The following is a 16,981-nucleotide window of genomic DNA, read 5'->3' on the forward strand; positions in this document are numbered from 1 at the left end:
TTAAGTGTAAGTTATTATAAATGAAAAAATGAAATCGTTTTTAATTAACCTATATAACTAATTACTGCACCGACTGCAAATATTAAGATAAAGAATAAAAATGAGAAGCTAAAGCCTTTTATTGAGTCGATAACATCATTTCCTTGAGATTGCGGATCTTTTTCAAATTCGTTCATTTCCATCCCTCCTATACCTTCTGTTAGTATAAATCACTTTTAAAAATAAATCTAGCTATACATTGCTTTTTCACACAAATTTAGAAATCACCAAAATTAGAAAGAGTTAACAGCTATAACTTTAGACGAAATCGAAAAACTATGTGTAGGGCTACCGTTTAAAGAACAGTTCCTAGGGCTGTTTTTTGAACGTTTATATAGATGATGGGAGAGGAAAAAATTCCTCTCCTCTTTATTCCCTGTTATAATAAATGACATATGAAGCGTAATGGAGTTGATTCTATGTTGTCGTTTGAAGATGCATGGCAAAATATAAAAAATAAAAGTGTTCCTCACGTCGTTTTATTATACGGCGAAGAAGCATATTTTACAACAAACATAAGACAGCATATTCAGCAAACTGTAGCGCTTGAATGCGAAGTGGAAACCGTCGAGTATGACTTACGAGAGACTTCTATTCAAGATATTATAACGGATGCCGAAACATATCCTTTTTTTGGAGAAAAGAAAGTAGTTTTTGCTGAAAATGCTCTTTTTCTTAAATCAAAACAAGAAAAGATAATCGTCGAGCACGATATAAAAAAATTAGAGCGTTATGTTAACAATCCAGTAGACTATACAACGCTAGTCCTTATAGCGCCTTATGAAAAATTAGACGAAAGGAAACGGATCGTAAAATTGCTTAAATCGGCTGCGATGACAGTTGTCTGCCAGCCAATTAAGGAGACGGATATACATAGGTGGATAAAAAAAATAGCGGAACAATTAAGCATTCGATTAGAGAAGGATGCGATTGACTTACTCGCATTGGAATTGTCTACAGATTTGTTCTTAATTAAAAATGAGCTCGCGAAGCTCGCACTATACACAGGTGAGGGCGGTATCGTTTCAAAAGAGATTGCAGAAACCCTTGTTTCACATACGATAAATCAATCGGCTATAAAATTGACTGAAGCAGTGATGGAAAAGGATTTGCATAAAGCAATTCAAATCTACAAAGATTTGGAAAAAATGAAGGAAGAACCAATTGCAATTTTGGGATTACTCGCCTATCAATTTAGAATAATAATGCAAGTTAAGCTGTTAAAAAAGAAAGGCTATAACCAATTTCAAATGCAGAAGCAATTAAAAGTTCATCCGTATGTTGTAAAGGTTGCATACAAAAGGGAATCGTTCTTTACTATGACAAGCGTTAAAGAAATTATAAGCAATTTAACAATAACTGATGCCGCTATAAAACAAGGCAAAATGGATAAAAACATTGCTTTTGAACTGTTATTGTTTAGATTGACCCAGCCGGCATAAAAATTGTTTGAATACCAAAAGAAAAACATAAGGAAACGAACGTGACGACTCACTATTACGAATAATTTAATAAAACGCTCGATAAAATAAGAGAGGGCTGGGACAAAACCGTGCTAGATATTCAAAAGGAATTCGGTTTTAAACGGAATTCCTTTTGGTATTTTAATAAGAAGTCCGATAAAGCTCTTACACAAAAAGTATTATATAGTGTATGTTCATTACGGTAATAGAAACGTATGGTGGACGCTTTCCATGCCATGCCTCAGCAGCCGACTAATATTCGGATACGTATACCATTTTTGATTTTTGAAAGCTAATTTTTATTTCACTCGTCTATTCGTAGGGGGAAATCCAGGAGTGCATAATGAGTTAGAGTTTGCATTAATGGCGGTAAACTTACAGAGGTGCGTCTCCATTCCTATAACGATAGAAGTAGCACTTCTACCCAAAAAAGCGAAAAAAAGGTGCTGTTTATTTTTCTCAATAAACAACACCGTTTTTATTTTGTTCAAGACTAGTTTTGTCCCAGCCTCTTTTTTTGATGTTCAGTTACGCGCCCATTTGATTGATTTTTGACGCAAGACGCGTTTTTTGACGATTGCCGCTGTTTTGGTGAATTACGCCTTTTTGTACAGCCTTGTCAATTTTTCTAACTGTTTTATTGTATGCATCTTTCGCGCTTTCAATATCATTTGCTTGAATTAATTGTTCAAGCTGTTTTATTTGTGTACGCATATCGGATTTAACGGATTGGTTTAAAGCATGTTTTTTCTGGTTTACACCTACACGCTTAATTGCTGATTTTAAATTTGCCATTATTTTTCCACCTCCTAGTAAATAATAAATAGTTTCCATTTGAACGGAGTGTCCCGTTTCAATCGAATCTTGTATTTAGAGTTCTTTTGGTACGTAACTTCCAATTATAAAGAACAAGAAACATTTTACCAAAAGTAGCCCCTTATTTCAACTGAATTATTTAAAGTAAGTGAGTCACGAATTTGTCGGGCTCTATTAAAGAAGCTGAAAACACTCTTTTGTAAACGTTTATTTACGTAATCTATCATCGAGATATATTTAAACCCCTACTCCATTGGTACCGCCTCAAGCTTCTTAAAGATAGTCATGGAACATAAAGAATCCACCTACCGAGAATATTAATACGGTGCTATTCAAGGATCAATTTCTTTTCGATAGCAATGACTCACATTTGATAGTCGTTCACTTTTGCATTAGATCGTATGCAAATTGTTTTACTTATACATTTAGAATACATGTTTTTCTCTATTATGAGAAACGATATAAACATACTATTGAAAGAAAGGATGATTAACTTGAACAAAGAAATTACAAACATACAAGTTCGTACCGATTTGGCTGTTGAAGCAAGAGATATGTATGTTCAAGAAGCTGATGATAAAAAAACAACAGGTGTAACCGTCAAAGATCGAACTATTGGTAATATTAATGTTTCCTACGTATCAATTGATAATCAAGGAGCGAAAATGCTCGGAAAAAAAGCAGGAACTTATATTACGATATATGCAGACGGTGTTAAAAAGCAAGATACAACAAAGCAGCACGAAGCAGCTGAAATCTTAGCAGAAGAATTGAAATCTTTATTAAAACTGCACAACATTAAACAGGAAAGCACCGGTTTAATTGTCGGCTTAGGAAATTGGAATGTTACTCCTGATGCACTTGGTCCAATGTCAATAGAAAAAATACTCGTTACGAACCATCTGTTTCAGCTCGAATACGAAACAGTAGCTGCAGGCTATCGTCCAGTTGCAGCGATTACTCCTGGTGTTATGGGAGTTACAGGTATGGAAACGAGTGATATTATTCGAGGAATTGTCGAAAAATTTAAGCCGGACTTTATTATTGCAATTGATGCACTTGCTTCCCGTTCAATTGAGCGAATAAATGAAACGATCCAGTTATCAGACACAGGCATTCACCCTGGCTCAGGGGTGGGGAATAAGCGGAAGGAATTGAGCAAGGATACGTTAGGTATTCCTGTATTTGCAGTAGGAGTACCGACTGTTGTTGATGCTGTAACGATAACAAGTGATGCGATTGATTTTCTATTAAAACATTTCGGCAGAGAGTGGAAAGAAAAAGATAAACCATCGAAATCACTTGTTCCAGCTAGTTTAAGCTTTGGTGAGAAAAAATTTAAGGAAACGGACTTACCGGATCCTAAAAAAAGAAGTGCTTTTTTAGGAATGGTCGGAAATTTACAAGAGGACGAAAAAAGAAAATTAATAGCTGAAGTGTTAACGCCTATTGGGCATAATCTGATGGTAACACCGAAAGAAGTGGACGGATTTATGATAGATATGGCAACTGTACTTGCAAGTGGAATTAATGCAGCACTGCATGAAAATGTAAATACGGATAACTTCTCCGCTTATACACGATAAATAAGACTTCTATTAAAAAAATAAGAATATAACAGATAATGTTCTATCTCTTTCGCTTTTCTCATAGAGTTTAAATATGAGGCATAAATTGCTGGCAAGGAGGATAGAACATTGTTTTTTAAAAATAGTAAACATCACATTGCCCCCTTTTTACGCAGAAGTGGGGGAATATATCTTATTTGCATCGTTGTTTTGGTTATATTTATAGGCATGTTAACTACTGCAAAGCCTGCATATCGTTTTTCTTCACAAGCAATTACGACTTGGACAAGCGACATTGAAAGTTCGACCTTTTTGTATTTAATCGGACTTGAGAATCGATTATTTAAAGATGCATTTCCTGAAGGTAAATCAATACCAAAATTATCAAATACATTATTTCAAGTAGCAACAAATATAAAATCAGGCGATCCACGTAGCTTGCTTGCTCACGTCATCCCTGGGTATTCTTCATTTGAGCATCGGATTATAGTTGCTGGCGAGGGGACTGACTACGCAAATTTGTCGTTCGAATCGTCTCCACCGTTAGAAGAGGTGCTAAAAAAGCGAGAAGCCGTTGCTGATGAGCCCGAGGAAGATATAAAGCAAACAGAAAACACGGGACTATCGACAGGTGATAAAAAAGTAGTGTTTATTTATAACACACATAATAGAGAATCGTTCCTGCCCCATCTTCCAGGTGTAACCGATCCGAATTCAGCACATCACGAAGAAGTAAATGTAACAAAAGTTAGCGATCGAATCGCTAAAACTTTGGAATTGAACGGTATCGGTACATCAAGAGATTCGACGGATATTATGCAAGTGTTAAATCAAAAAGGATGGAAATATGGGAAGTCCTATGATGCTTCACGCCCAATTGTAGAGGAAGCTATTGGCCAAAATAAAAATATTCAATACATTTTTGATATACATCGGGATAGTTTACGTCGTAATAAAACGACGAAATCAATCAATGGAAAAGATTACGCTCAGCTATTATTCGTCGTTGGTGCAGAATATGCTTCCTATGAGAAAAATCTAGCTTTAGCTACTGCGATGCATTATGAAATCCAAGAAAGCTACCCTGGGTTAAGTAAGGGAGTAATAACAAAGGAAGGCGCAGGAACAAATGGAGTGTTCAATCAAGATCTATCTGAAAATGCACTATTACTAGAAATTGGCGGTGTTGACAATAATTTAGATGAGTTATTTCGAAGTGCAGATGTAGTTGCGGAAGTATTTAGCAAGATGTATTGGGAAGCAGAAAAAGTAGATGTACAAATCAAGGAGGAATAAGCATGGCTCGTGTTTTTATAATTCTATTATTATTAGCAGTGTTCTTCTTGTCTGGAATGGCTTTTGGGATTGATAAAAATAATGATGATACATATGGGCCGGTTGATTTCGATGATGTCGTTGAAGAAGTAGAAGTACAGGAAGTAGAGGAGCCTAAACAGTCAAATCCTAAAAAGGCCGCTCTTTTAACCGAGGAAGACCACTTAGTTCAGAAGATAGCTGGATTTTTAGATAAAATTGTTCGTGCTTTTTACGAATTAGTCGTACATGTATTGTATCGCTTTGCTGAATTGTTTTTTGAATGAATTAAAGGTTACCATGGAATAGTCCATAAACGAAATAAATACACCATACCCTTACCAACAATAGTAAACTACAATAAATCGGTCATATGTTCTTCCGCATACATTTTATTCTTATAATTTATACGCAAACTTATTAAGAAGAGCGTAATCGTTCTGCGCAGGATCGCAAATGAATAACTCGTTTTATAAAAATGGAATCAAATCAGTTACGCAGTTACGTCTGTCCATTCTTTTTTTAGATCGATTGCTTATTCGTATGAGTAACATGTTTGTGGAGGAACAGATGCACGAATCTAACTAGATAATATGAGATCAATTTTACTTCGAACGATATACACATGAATAACACCGTTGATTTTCACTGCCCACGGAAAGCGTAGTGTATATCTACTGCGGTCGGTAGGAATCAATTCTAAAATTAACGAATACAAAGAGAGGTTTTTTAACTTCTTAAACTAACACCCACAAATACGTGACTCAATCTGCTTATTCTATATCTATTGAAACGATTGAATACTGTTGCTATAATCAATGCTAGCAATAATTTTTTTGGAGTTTGAAAAGCAGATGCAGACATATTTGGGAGTGAACAGCATTCATGGTGAAGGAACAAAGAAATGTACGGAATTTTTCAATCATTGCTCATATAGATCATGGCAAATCAACACTAGCTGATCGAATATTAGAAAATACAAAAGCATTAACGAAACGTGAAATGAAGGAACAATTTTTGGACGGTATGGATTTAGAGCGAGAACGCGGGATAACGATCAAGCTTAATGCGGTTCAATTAAACTATCAACGACCAAGTGGAGAGACGTATACATTTCATTTAATTGATACACCAGGACATGTTGATTTTACGTACGAAGTATCGAGAAGTTTAGCTGCTTGTGAGGGAGCTATTCTTGTAGTGGATGCAGCACAAGGGATCGAAGCACAAACACTCGCAAATGTTTATCTTGCTTTAGATAACAATTTGGAGATCATCCCTGTTATTAATAAAATTGATTTGCCGAACGCAGATCCTGAGCGCGTAACAAAAGAGCTTGTCGATGTAGTCGGAATTGATCCGAATGATGTTATATTAGCATCGGCAAAAGATAATATAGGCATCGATGAAATATTAGAAAGAATTGTTGAAGTAGTTCCTCCTCCAGCAGGAGAACAAGAGGAACCTCTTAAAGCGTTAATATTTGATTCGTTGTATGATTCCTACCGTGGAGTCGTTGCGTATGTTTGTATAAAAGAAGGCTCCGTAAAAGTCGGAGATAAAATTCGCATGATGGCAAGCGAAAAGGAATATGAAGTTCAAGAGTTAGGTGTATTTACACCAAGTCCAGTCAATAAAGATGAATTGACTGTTGGAGATGTAGGTTTTTTAACAGCGGCTGTTAAAAATGTTGCGGATACTCGAGTAGGTGATACGATCACATTAGCTCATAACCCTGCAGAAGCCCCACTACCAGGTTACCGTAAATTAAATCCAATGGTATTTTGTGGATTGTATCCTGTTGATTCAAAAAAATACAATGATTTACGTGAAGCACTTGAGAGACTTGAATTAAACGATTCATCTTTACAATATGAGCCAGAGACATCTCAAGCTCTTGGTTTCGGTTTTCGTAGTGGATTCCTCGGCTTATTGCACATGGAAATTATTCAAGAAAGAATTGAACGGGAATTTAATATTGATTTAATAACTACAGCTCCTAGTGTTATTTATGAAGTTGAAAAAACGGACGGCGAAATGATTAAAGTAGATAATCCATCGTCTATGCCAGATCCTCAATCGATTCATGAAATACGCGAGCCATTTGTTAAATCTACTGTGATGGTGCCAAACGATTATGTAGGGACAGTAATGGAGCTTTGCCAAAAAAAGCGAGGCCAATTTGTAGATATGCAATATTTAGATGATATTCGGGTGAATGTTATTTATGAAATACCATTATCTGAAATTGTCTACGACTTTTTTGACCAGTTAAAATCGCAAACAAAGGGCTATGCATCACTTGACTATGAATTTATTGGTAACCGCGCCTCTAATCTTGTTAAAATGGATATTTTATTAAACTCTGAGCCAATTGACGCTTTATCCATCATCGTTCATCGTGATTTCGCTTACTCTAGAGGAAAGCAAATTGTCGAAAAGCTAAAAGAGCTCATTCCGAGACAGCAGTTTGAAGTACCTGTGCAGGCTGCTATTGGTAATCAAATTTCAGCCCGTTCCACTATTAAAGCTGTACGAAAAGACGTCACAGCTAAGCTGTATGGGGGCGACGTAACGAGGAAACGGAAGCTTTTGGAAAAACAAAAAGAAGGTAAAAAGCGAATGAAAATGGTTGGATCCGTTGAAGTGCCACAAGAAGCTTTTATGGCTGTTTTGCAATTGAACGATGATTAATCATTTATATACCAAAGAAAAAATTATTTAGTGAGACACATACTAAATAATTTTTTCTGTTTTATACAAGCAAAATAGGAAGAAGTAAGTCGTACGAGTAGAAAATTAAGAATGGACATATCCAATCGTAAACAATTGACACAATCAAGTAAGTCATCTACATTGACAAAAAAATAATGATTTGATAATTTATTATTAGCATTAGCACTCTGTAGCTTCGAGTGCTAACAGAGGTGATGATCAGCATGTTAACAGATAGGCAGCTACTTATATTACAGACTATCATTGATGACTTTATCGAATCTGCCCATCCCGTTGGCTCAAGACTTATCTCTAAGAAAGAAAATATTACCTTGAGCGCAGCAACAATAAGAAATGTTATGGCCGATTTAGAAGATATGGAGCTTTTAGAGAAAACACATTCTTCCTCTGGTCGCATACCGTCTGAAAAAGGGTATCGTTATTATGTCGATCATGTTATTGCTCCTTCGATTCAGTTACAGGAGGTTGACGTGATTAAGCATATGCTGCAGGATGGCTTTTTTGCGTTTGAGCAAATTGTACAAATGTCGGCCCAAGTGTTATCAGACTTGACGAATTATACGTCCATAATACTTGGACCAGAAGTTAATGAAACGAAATTAAAACAAATTCAAATCGTTCCATTATCTGATCAAACTGCTGTAGCAATTCTAGTAACGAATACGGGGCACGTTGAGCACCGTTCATTTACAATTCCAGAAGGTATAAGTACTTCCGATTTGGAAAAAATGGTTAATATTTTGAACGAACGATTGCACGCTGTTCCAATTACTCATTTATCCGATCGATTAGATGCTGAGATTCATTTTCTAATGAAAAAGTACATTAAAAATTCTGAACAGCTCTTTCGTTATTTAAAGACGGTACTATCTCATGATGAATCGGTCAAATTGTATATTGGCGGGAAATCAAACATGTTAATGCAGCCCGAGTTTCAAGATGTCGATAAGGTACATTCTTTTTACTCCATGATGGAAAATGAAGAGGCGATTGTAAATTTATTGAAAAATAATGATAAAGGCTTGCGTGTCTCTATTGGTAATGAAAATAAGATCGAAGCAATTAAAAATTTAAGCTTAATCACCGCAAATTATCAATTAGGAAGTGAGCAAGTAGGAACAATTGGGCTCATAGGTCCAACACGCATGGAGTACAGAAAAGTTATAACATTATTGCATGCTTTATCCGAAGAAATGACAGATGCCTTATATGTATGGTATCAAAATAATCAATAAAATATTGGCTATTGCAAATCGGTTATTTATTAAATAGTAAATTGTTTATTTCAACTACATTTCATGATAGAGTGTACAATGGCTAGTATTTTTGGGAGGTGCTGTAGTGGGAGAGCAGAGTAAGGAAACCGTAGTTACTGATGAACAGGATACGGTGGAACAAATTGATCTTGAACATAAAGAGACAGATCATAGTAATGAGGCAGAAAGCGATCATGTAGATAATAATACTGAGGCGGAAGTAGAACTGGAATTACTTCACCAGAAGCTTGATAGCCTGGAGAAGGAAAAAGATTCTGTTAACGATCGCTTGTTGCGCTTACAAGCCGAATATGAAAACTTTAAGAAACGTTCTGAAAGAGAAAAAGCTGCAGAACGCAAATATAAGTCTCAAGATTTAGCTGACGCATTACTTCCAGCAATCGATAATTTCGAGCGGGCTTTAAAAATTGAAGTGAATGACGATAATCGAAACTTATTTGAAGGTATTACAATGGTATATAATCAACTTCAAGAAGCATTTAAAGCACAAGGAATAGAAAAAATTAAAACGGTTGATGAACCTTTTGATCCGAACTTGCATCATGCGGTTATGCAAGTAGAGGAAGAAGGAAAAGAATCAAATACGATTGTCGAAGAACTACAAGCAGGATATATTTTAAACGACCGCGTAATACGACCTGCAATGGTTAAAGTAAATAAATAATTTGTCTTTGTAGTAAAGGAGAGTGTCGTTATGAGTAAAATTATTGGTATTGATTTAGGTACAACAAATTCTTGTGTTTCTGTTATGGAAGGTGGGGAAGCAGTCGTTATCCCTAACCCAGAAGGGAATCGAACTACTCCATCTGTAGTGGCGTTCAAAAATGGAGAACGTCAAGTGGGTGAAGTAGCTAAGCGACAAGCAATTACAAACCCGGATACCATTCAATCTGTTAAACGTCATATGGGAACCGATTATAAAGTGAACATTGATGGGAAAGATTACACGCCACAAGAAGTATCAGCAATTATTCTTCAGCATATAAAGTCATATGCAGAAGATTATATTGGTGAAAAAGTAGAAAAAGCTGTAATAACGGTTCCAGCATATTTTAATGATGCTGAACGTCAAGCGACAAGAGATGCAGGGATTATCGCAGGTTTAGAAGTTGAACGCATCATTAACGAGCCGACTGCAGCAGCTTTAGCTTACGGTATTGACAAAGACGACCAAGACCAAACGATTTTAGTATATGACTTAGGTGGAGGTACGTTTGACGTATCTATACTTGATATCGGTGACGGAACATTTGAAGTTATTTCTACAGCAGGTGACAACCGCCTTGGTGGAGATGATTTTGACGAAGTAATTATTGAACATATGGTTCAGGAATTTAGAAAAGAAAACGGAATTGATTTGTCACAGGACAAAATGGCTACACAACGATTGAAGGATGCCGCTGAAAAAGCGAAAAAAGATTTGTCAGGAGTTTCACAAACACAAATCTCTCTGCCGTTTATTACGGCGGGCGATGCTGGTCCATTGCATTTAGAAATGAACCTCACACGTGCAAAGTTTGAAGAATTAACATCTGACTTAGTAGAGCGGACGATGATTCCAGTACGTAAGTCACTATCTGATGCAGATCTTAGTGCAAACGACATTGATAAAGTAATTCTTGTAGGTGGTTCTACTCGTATTCCAGCTGTACAGGAAGCTATTAAAAAGGAAACCGGTAAGGAGCCATCTAAAGGCGTAAATCCTGATGAAGTAGTTGCGCTAGGAGCAGCAATTCAAGGTGGTGTATTGCAAGGAGACGTTAAAGATGTTCTATTGCTTGATGTTACACCACTATCTTTAGGAATTGAGACAATGGGCGGAGTAACAACGAAGCTTATTGAGCGAAATACAACTATTCCTACAAGTGAATCACAAGTGTTTTCAACAGCAGCCGATAATCAGACGGCAGTAGATATTCATGTACTACAAGGAGAACGTGAAATGGCTGCCGATAATAAAACACTTGGCCGTTTCCAACTTACAGACATTCCTCCAGCACCTAGAGGAGTGCCGCAAATTGAAGTTTCTTTCGATATTGATGCAAATGGTATTGTTAATGTTCGTGCGAAAGATCTAGGTACGAATAAAGAACAATCTATAACAATTAAATCATCCTCCGGTTTATCCGATGAAGAAATTGATAAAATGGTTAAGGATGCGGAAGAAAATGCGGAAGCAGATAAAAAACGCCGTGAAGAAATAGATTTACGTAATGAAGCCGATCAGCTTATTTTTACAACGGATAAAACCTTGAAAGATTTAGCTGAAAAGGTTTCAGACGATGAAAAGCAGAAAGCAGAAGAAGCAAAAGAAGCATTGAAAAAAGCAATCGAATCAGATGATATAGATGAAATTAAGGCTAAGAAAGAAGCGCTAGAAGAGCAAGTTCAACAGCTATCTGTCAAACTTTATGAACAAATGGCTCAAGAACAGCAGGCACAAGCAGGGCAAGAAGGAGATGCTTCCGAACAAGCAGAGGACGTAGTCGATGCTGATTACACGGAAGTAGACGAAGATGAGAAAAAAGAGGATCAAAAATAAGCTTTGTAAAAAATTAAGTCAAAGTCGGGTTTATCTTGGCTTTGACTTTTTTCTGATAACAAGAAGAACGTAAAGTCCGTTCGATGAGCGTTTGCGTTCCTTCTGTAAGAAATGATAAGATTAAACGGATGTAATTAGTGTGTGTCGGGGAGTGATGAACGATTGAGTAAAAGAGACTATTATGATGTACTTGGTATAGATAAAAACGCATCTAAAGATGAAATAAGAAAAGCTTACCGCAAATTAGCAAGAAAATATCATCCAGATGTAAACAAAGAAGCCGGTGCTGAAGAGAAATTTAAAGAAGCGAAAGAAGCATACGAAGTACTTGGCAACGAACAAAAGCGTGCTCAATATGATCAATTTGGTCATGCGGCTACAAACGGCCAAGGATTTGGTGCAGGTGCATCAGACTTTTCTGGATTCGGTGATATTTTTGATATGTTCTTCGGCGGAGGACATCGTCAAGATCCAAATGCTCCGCAACAAGGGGCTGATTTACAATACACAATTGTTTTAGATTTTGAAGAGGCTGTTTTTGGTAAAGAAACGGAAATCAGTATCCCAAAAGATGAAGAATGCAGCACGTGTAAAGGATCAGGAGCAAAGCCGGGAACTAAACCCAAAACGTGCACGTATTGTAAAGGTACCGGACAGCTAAATATGGAACAAAACACTCCATTCGGCAAGGTAGTAAATCGGCGAGTTTGCCACCATTGCCATGGAACTGGAAAGATCATTCCAGAGAAATGTCCAACATGTAATGGGAATGGAAAAGTTAAAAAACACGCAAAGATAAAAATTTCGATTCCGGCAGGTATTGATGAAGGGCAACAAATCCGTGTTTCTGGTAGAGGGGAAGCAGGAAAAAATGGTGGGCCTCCAGGCGATTTATTTGTTGTTGTACAAATAAAAAGTCATGATTTCTTCAAAAGAGAAGGCGATAACATTTATTGTGAATTGCCTATTACATTTGCGCAGGCTGCTTTAGGAGATGAAATTGAAGTGCCGACTGTCCATGGTAAAGTATCAATTAAAGTACCGGCAGGGACCCAAACAGGTAAAACTTTTCGACTAAAAGGTAAAGGGGTTCCAAATGTACGAGGGTACGGACACGGTGATCAACATATTCAAATACGGGTAGTCACACCTACTAAATTAACGAGCAGACAAAAGGAATTACTAATGGAATTTAATGAAATTAGTAAAAACGACCCAATTGTTGAGCAGGATGATTCCATTTTCCAACGATTTAAAAAAGCATTTAAGGGTGACCAATAGCTTTTTTAAATTAGAATTCATAACGAACAAATAGGGTAATCTAGACGATAAAAGGATGTGAACCTGTTTGCAATGGGTGGAAGTTACAATTCATACGAGCAACGAAGCAATGGAGCCGATCTCTAATTTCTTGAATGAAATGGGAGCGAACGGAACCGTTATAGAAGACCCAGCAGATTTAGTGAAAGAAAATATTCAAATGTTTGGCGAATTGTATGCACTTGATCCGCGCGATTACCCAGCGGATGGCATCTTAATTAAAGCTTATTTCTCTAATAATGCTCAAGTACATGATAAAGTTAGCGGAATTAAAGATTACTTCAAAACATTAGAGCAAATAGGGTTTCGGCTTGGTGCAAAAAAAATATCATTAAAAGAAATAAAAGAAGATGATTGGGCAAACGCATGGAAAAAGTTTTATAAACCTGTTCAAATTACAAATCGCATTACAATTGTTCCATCATGGGAAAAATATGCTCCAAAAACAGATGAAGAACAGATTATTGAATTAGATCCAGGCATGGCTTTCGGAACGGGTACTCATCCTACTACAATATTAAGTATAAAAGCGCTTGAAAAATACGTTTCTAACAATAATATTGTTCTAGACGTAGGCTGTGGTTCAGGTATATTAAGTATTGTCGCTGCCAAATTAGGTGCACAAAACATTTATGCATACGATTTAGATGAGGTTGCCGTGAGAAGTACAAGGACGAATGTCGCAATGAACGGCGTTGAACATAGAGTGGAAGTGAAACAAAATGATCTGTTGAACGGTGTCGAAAAACGAGCTGATATTATTGTTTCTAACATTTTAGCAGAAATTATTGTGAAGTTTACGGACAAAGCATGGGATAACTTACGGAATAACGGCTTATTTATTACTTCAGGAATTATTGCTAAAAAGGAGCAACAGGTGAAAGAACATTTGATAAAAAATAAATTTCACATTGCAGAAAAACATGAGATGAATGGATGGATTTCACTTGTTGCTATAAAAGTGGAGTAGGTGCTTGTTCATGCAACGATATTTTTTACAAGAAGATAGCTGGAAAGCAAATAATGTATCTATTGAGGATGAAGATGCGCATCATATTATAAACGTCATGAGAAGTAAAATTAATGACGAGATTATTTGCTGTCATCCGAATGGCAAAGCAGCGAGATGTAGACTACTATCTTTTGAGAATAACCGTGTGATCGGATCAATAATTGAATGGTTGGATAGCAATAAAGAGTCGCCAATAAAAGTTACAATTGCCCAAGGATTGCCGAAGGGAGATAAGTTCGAGCTCGTTTTGCAAAAAGGTACGGAGCTCGGTGCTTGGGGATTTATCCCATTTCAGGCGGAGCGATCCGTTGTAAATTGGGATAAAAGAAAAACTGAAAAAAAAGTGAAACGCTACGCTAGAATCGTGAAAGAAGCAAGTGAGCAAAGCGAGCGTAATTTTATCCCATTCGTACAAAAACCGGTTTCCCTGTCCAAATTAATTGCAGACAGTAAAACGTATACAATTAAATTAGTTGCATATGAAAACGAAGCAAAGCAAGCAACTTATCAATCGCTAGCGACAGAGTTGAAAAAGTTAAAAAGTGGGGATTCGTTACTCGTCTGTATAGGACCTGAAGGCGGCTTTTCTGACAAAGAAATTAATACATTAAAAGCAAATGACTTCGTACCAGTTCGGTTCGGTCCGAGAATATTACGCACGGAAACAGCTGCACTCTATTTATTATCAAGCATTTCCTATCACTTTGAAGAATTGGGGTGTTAAAATGCCTAAAGTTGCCTTTCATACATTAGGTTGTAAAGTGAATCATTACGAAACAGAAGGAATTTGGCGAATGTTTATGGAACACGGCTATGAACGCGTAGACTTTGATCGACAATCCGATGTATATGTTATAAACACATGTACAGTTACGAATACAGGAGACAAAAAGAGCCGTCAAATAATACGCCGTGCGGTCCGTAAAAATCCAGAAGCAATTATTTGTGTAACTGGCTGCTACGCACAAACCTCACCAGGGGAGATTATGGAAATACCTGGTGTTGATATCGTAGTTGGTACGCAAAATCGTAAAAAAATGATTGAATATATCGAGGAACACCAAAAAACAAGAGAACCGATTAACGGAGTCTCGAACATTATGAAAAACCGTGTATTTGAAGAAATGGATGTTCCACAATTTAGTGACCGTACGCGTGCTTCCTTGAAAATCCAAGAAGGATGTAATAACTTCTGTACATTTTGTATTATCCCATGGTCCCGCGGTCTATTAAGATCTAGAGATCCTGAAAATGTTCTTAAACAAGCGCAACAACTTGTAGACGCAGGGTATAAAGAGATCGTCCTTACCGGGATCCATACAGCTGGGTATGGAGAAGATATGCCCGACTACAATTTTGCAAAGCTTCTTCAAGAGCTTGAGTCAAAAGTTCAAGGGTTAAAAAGGATTCGAATTTCTTCAATTGAAGCGAGTCAAATTACAGATGAAGTCATTCAAGTGTTGGATCAGTCCGAAAAAATCGTTCGTCATTTGCATATTCCGTTACAATCTGGCTCTGATACAGTATTAGATAGAATGAGACGAAAATATACAAGCGCATTTTATAAAGAAAAGATAGATAAAATTAAACAAGCCTTGCCAAGACTTGCCATAACGTCTGATGTAATCGTCGGATTCCCTGGAGAAACAGAGGAAGAGTTTATGGAGACATACAATTTCGTTAAAGAAATAGGCTATTCTGAATTGCATGTCTTTCCTTTTTCGCGTCGCACAGGAACACCTGCTGCACGAATGGATAATCAAGTTGAGGAAGCAGAAAAAAACAATCGTGTACAGCGGATGATCGACTTATCGAATCAGCTTGCTGAGCAATATGCATCCACTTTCGATCAGGAAGTGCTAGAAGTTATTCCAGAGGAACACGGGGAAACAGATGCGAATACGCTTATTGGCTACTCAGATAATTACTTAAAAATACAATTTTCCGGTCCAACTAATTTAATTGGAAAAGTTGTAAAAGTAAAATTAACGAAGCCAGGCTACCCAGTAAACAACGGTAATTTTGTTCGCATAATTGACGATGCTGTTACACCATTATAATAGAACTACATTATTAATCTGTTGACCTTAAACAATCGATATATTATAATTTTATTAGGCATTACTTTTTAATGTCTTAAGAATCTTGTCTTGTACTCCGGAGGGAGGGAAACTAGTATGTCAAATACAACTCGCATTCGTAAAAATGAGTCTCTTGAAGATGCTCTTCGTCGCTTTAAACGCAGTGTGTCAAAAAGTGGAACATTATCTGAATATCGTAAGCGTGAATACTATGAAAAACCAAGCGTACGACGTAAAAAGAAATCGGAAGCTGCACGGAAGCGTAAATTTTAAAGAAGGTGTACCGAATGACAATTTCAGACCGTTTGAATGAAGATATGAAACAAGCAATGAGAGATAAAAACAAAGAAAAACTTAGTGTCATTCGTATGATCAAAGCTTCATTGCAGAATGAATTAATTCGTACAGGTGAAGAAACGTTATCTGGAGACAGTGAACTTTCCATTCTATCACGCGAGTTAAAGCAAAGAAAAGATTCTCTCCAAGAATTTAAATCTGCCGGACGTGATGATCTCGTACAAAAGCTTGAAGTTGAACTTTCCATTGTGGAAAACTATTTGCCAACGCAAATGACTAAAGATGAGCTTGAACTAATAGTTAAACAAACAATAACTGAAGTTAATGCTACATCGAAGCAGGATATTGGAAAGGTTATGAGCGCGATTATGCCTAAAGTTAAAGGAAAGGCAGACGGCTCGTTAATCAATAAAATGGTTATAAATCAACTTACTAAACAATGACAGGTTCTTGCCTTTAGTGCAAGAGCCTTTTAATTTAAAGGTTGTACAATATATGACGTTGGTGAAGGAAATT

Annotated in this window: 16 protein-coding genes; 14 read left to right on the forward strand and 2 right to left on the reverse strand. The window is 36.7% G+C overall.

Going from position 1 to position 16,981, the window contains the following annotated elements; translation table 11 throughout:
- Positions 1-44: 44 nt before the first annotated feature.
- Positions 45-176: a YqzM family protein gene (locus ACLIBH_RS12065; protein ID WP_439316959.1), complete on the reverse strand. Its 132-nt coding sequence runs from the start codon at positions 174-176 to the stop codon at positions 45-47.
- 282 nt (positions 177-458) lie between these two features.
- Here ACLIBH_RS12065 and holA point away from each other — a divergent pair, with 282 nt between their 5' ends.
- Positions 459-1,481, forward strand: coding sequence for a DNA polymerase III subunit delta (gene holA / locus ACLIBH_RS12070; RefSeq protein ID WP_439316960.1), 1,023 nt, complete (start codon positions 459-461; stop codon positions 1,479-1,481).
- Between the two features lie 549 nt (positions 1,482-2,030).
- Here holA and rpsT read toward each other — a convergent pair.
- Entirely contained in the window at positions 2,031-2,297 is a 267-nt protein-coding gene (gene rpsT / locus ACLIBH_RS12075; protein ID WP_439316961.1) for a 30S ribosomal protein S20, read from the reverse strand.
- 515 nt (positions 2,298-2,812) lie between these two features.
- On the opposite strand from rpsT, the gene gpr reads away from it, so the two are divergent.
- The 13 genes from gpr (at position 2,813) to ACLIBH_RS12140 (ending at position 16,908) form a co-directional block, all read left to right on the forward strand.
- On the forward strand, positions 2,813-3,904 hold the full coding sequence (gene gpr, locus ACLIBH_RS12080) for a GPR endopeptidase (protein ID WP_439316962.1): 1,092 nt from the start codon (positions 2,813-2,815) through the stop codon (positions 3,902-3,904).
- A gap of 111 nt (positions 3,905-4,015) precedes the next feature.
- Positions 4,016-5,182, forward strand: a complete 1,167-nt coding sequence (gene spoIIP / locus ACLIBH_RS12085; RefSeq protein WP_439316963.1) for a stage II sporulation protein P — start codon at positions 4,016-4,018, stop codon at positions 5,180-5,182.
- Between the two features lie 2 nt (positions 5,183-5,184).
- Positions 5,185-5,487: a hypothetical protein gene (locus ACLIBH_RS12090; protein ID WP_439316964.1), complete on the forward strand. Its 303-nt coding sequence runs from the start codon at positions 5,185-5,187 to the stop codon at positions 5,485-5,487.
- 598 nt (positions 5,488-6,085) lie between these two features.
- Positions 6,086-7,894: a translation elongation factor 4 gene (gene lepA, locus ACLIBH_RS12095; protein WP_439316965.1), complete on the forward strand. Its 1,809-nt coding sequence runs from the start codon at positions 6,086-6,088 to the stop codon at positions 7,892-7,894.
- Between the two features lie 245 nt (positions 7,895-8,139).
- The gene (gene hrcA / locus ACLIBH_RS12100; RefSeq protein WP_439316966.1) at positions 8,140-9,171 is read left to right on the forward strand and encodes a heat-inducible transcriptional repressor HrcA; all 1,032 of its coding nucleotides are present in this window, start codon (positions 8,140-8,142) and stop codon (positions 9,169-9,171) included.
- A gap of 106 nt (positions 9,172-9,277) precedes the next feature.
- Positions 9,278-9,877: a nucleotide exchange factor GrpE gene (grpE, locus tag ACLIBH_RS12105; RefSeq protein WP_439316967.1), complete on the forward strand. Its 600-nt coding sequence runs from the start codon at positions 9,278-9,280 to the stop codon at positions 9,875-9,877.
- A gap of 30 nt (positions 9,878-9,907) precedes the next feature.
- Positions 9,908-11,755: a molecular chaperone DnaK gene (gene dnaK, locus ACLIBH_RS12110; RefSeq protein ID WP_439316968.1), complete on the forward strand. Its 1,848-nt coding sequence runs from the start codon at positions 9,908-9,910 to the stop codon at positions 11,753-11,755.
- A 162-nt stretch (positions 11,756-11,917) separates the two neighbouring features.
- Complete coding sequence (gene dnaJ, locus ACLIBH_RS12115; protein ID WP_439316969.1) at positions 11,918-13,036, forward strand: molecular chaperone DnaJ; 1,119 nt, start codon at positions 11,918-11,920, stop codon at positions 13,034-13,036.
- A gap of 67 nt (positions 13,037-13,103) precedes the next feature.
- Complete coding sequence (prmA, locus tag ACLIBH_RS12120) at positions 13,104-14,045, forward strand: 50S ribosomal protein L11 methyltransferase (RefSeq protein WP_439316970.1); 942 nt, start codon at positions 13,104-13,106, stop codon at positions 14,043-14,045.
- Positions 14,046-14,055: 10 nt separating this feature from the next.
- Positions 14,056-14,811: a 16S rRNA (uracil(1498)-N(3))-methyltransferase gene (locus ACLIBH_RS12125; protein ID WP_439316971.1), complete on the forward strand. Its 756-nt coding sequence runs from the start codon at positions 14,056-14,058 to the stop codon at positions 14,809-14,811.
- A 1-nt stretch (position 14,812) separates the two neighbouring features.
- Complete coding sequence (mtaB, locus tag ACLIBH_RS12130) at positions 14,813-16,147, forward strand: tRNA (N(6)-L-threonylcarbamoyladenosine(37)-C(2))-methylthiotransferase MtaB (RefSeq protein ID WP_439316972.1); 1,335 nt, start codon at positions 14,813-14,815, stop codon at positions 16,145-16,147.
- Between the two features lie 117 nt (positions 16,148-16,264).
- Positions 16,265-16,441, forward strand: a complete 177-nt coding sequence (gene rpsU / locus ACLIBH_RS12135) for a 30S ribosomal protein S21 (protein WP_439316973.1) — start codon at positions 16,265-16,267, stop codon at positions 16,439-16,441.
- A gap of 14 nt (positions 16,442-16,455) precedes the next feature.
- Positions 16,456-16,908 (forward strand): GatB/YqeY domain-containing protein, encoded by a 453-nt coding sequence (locus ACLIBH_RS12140; protein ID WP_439316974.1) that lies wholly within the window; start codon positions 16,456-16,458, stop codon positions 16,906-16,908.
- Positions 16,909-16,981: the final 73 nt, after the last annotated feature.

Source organism: Virgibacillus sp. W0430, assembly GCF_051846935.1.
GTDB lineage: Bacteria > Bacillota > Bacilli > Bacillales > Amphibacillaceae > JBPYCR01.

What these genes read in the sequence shown, in the direction of transcription:
- ACLIBH_RS12065 (WP_439316959.1), bottom strand. Translation starts at nt 176, where the DNA reads ATGAACGAATTTGAAAAAGATCCGCAATCTCAAGGAAATGATGTTATC.
- holA (WP_439316960.1), top strand. Translation starts at nt 459, where the DNA reads ATGTTGTCGTTTGAAGATGCATGGCAAAATATAAAAAATAAAAGTGTT.
- rpsT (WP_439316961.1), bottom strand. Translation starts at nt 2,297, where the DNA reads ATGGCAAATTTAAAATCAGCAATTAAGCGTGTAGGTGTAAACCAGAAA.
- ACLIBH_RS12090 (WP_439316964.1), top strand. Translation starts at nt 5,185, where the DNA reads ATGGCTCGTGTTTTTATAATTCTATTATTATTAGCAGTGTTCTTCTTG.
- lepA (WP_439316965.1), top strand. Translation starts at nt 6,086, where the DNA reads ATGGTGAAGGAACAAAGAAATGTACGGAATTTTTCAATCATTGCTCAT.
- hrcA (WP_439316966.1), top strand. Translation starts at nt 8,140, where the DNA reads ATGTTAACAGATAGGCAGCTACTTATATTACAGACTATCATTGATGAC.
- dnaK (WP_439316968.1), top strand. Translation starts at nt 9,908, where the DNA reads ATGAGTAAAATTATTGGTATTGATTTAGGTACAACAAATTCTTGTGTT.
- ACLIBH_RS12125 (WP_439316971.1), top strand. Translation starts at nt 14,056, where the DNA reads ATGCAACGATATTTTTTACAAGAAGATAGCTGGAAAGCAAATAATGTA.
- mtaB (WP_439316972.1), top strand. Translation starts at nt 14,813, where the DNA reads ATGCCTAAAGTTGCCTTTCATACATTAGGTTGTAAAGTGAATCATTAC.
- rpsU (WP_439316973.1), top strand. Translation starts at nt 16,265, where the DNA reads ATGTCAAATACAACTCGCATTCGTAAAAATGAGTCTCTTGAAGATGCT.
- ACLIBH_RS12140 (WP_439316974.1), top strand. Translation starts at nt 16,456, where the DNA reads ATGACAATTTCAGACCGTTTGAATGAAGATATGAAACAAGCAATGAGA.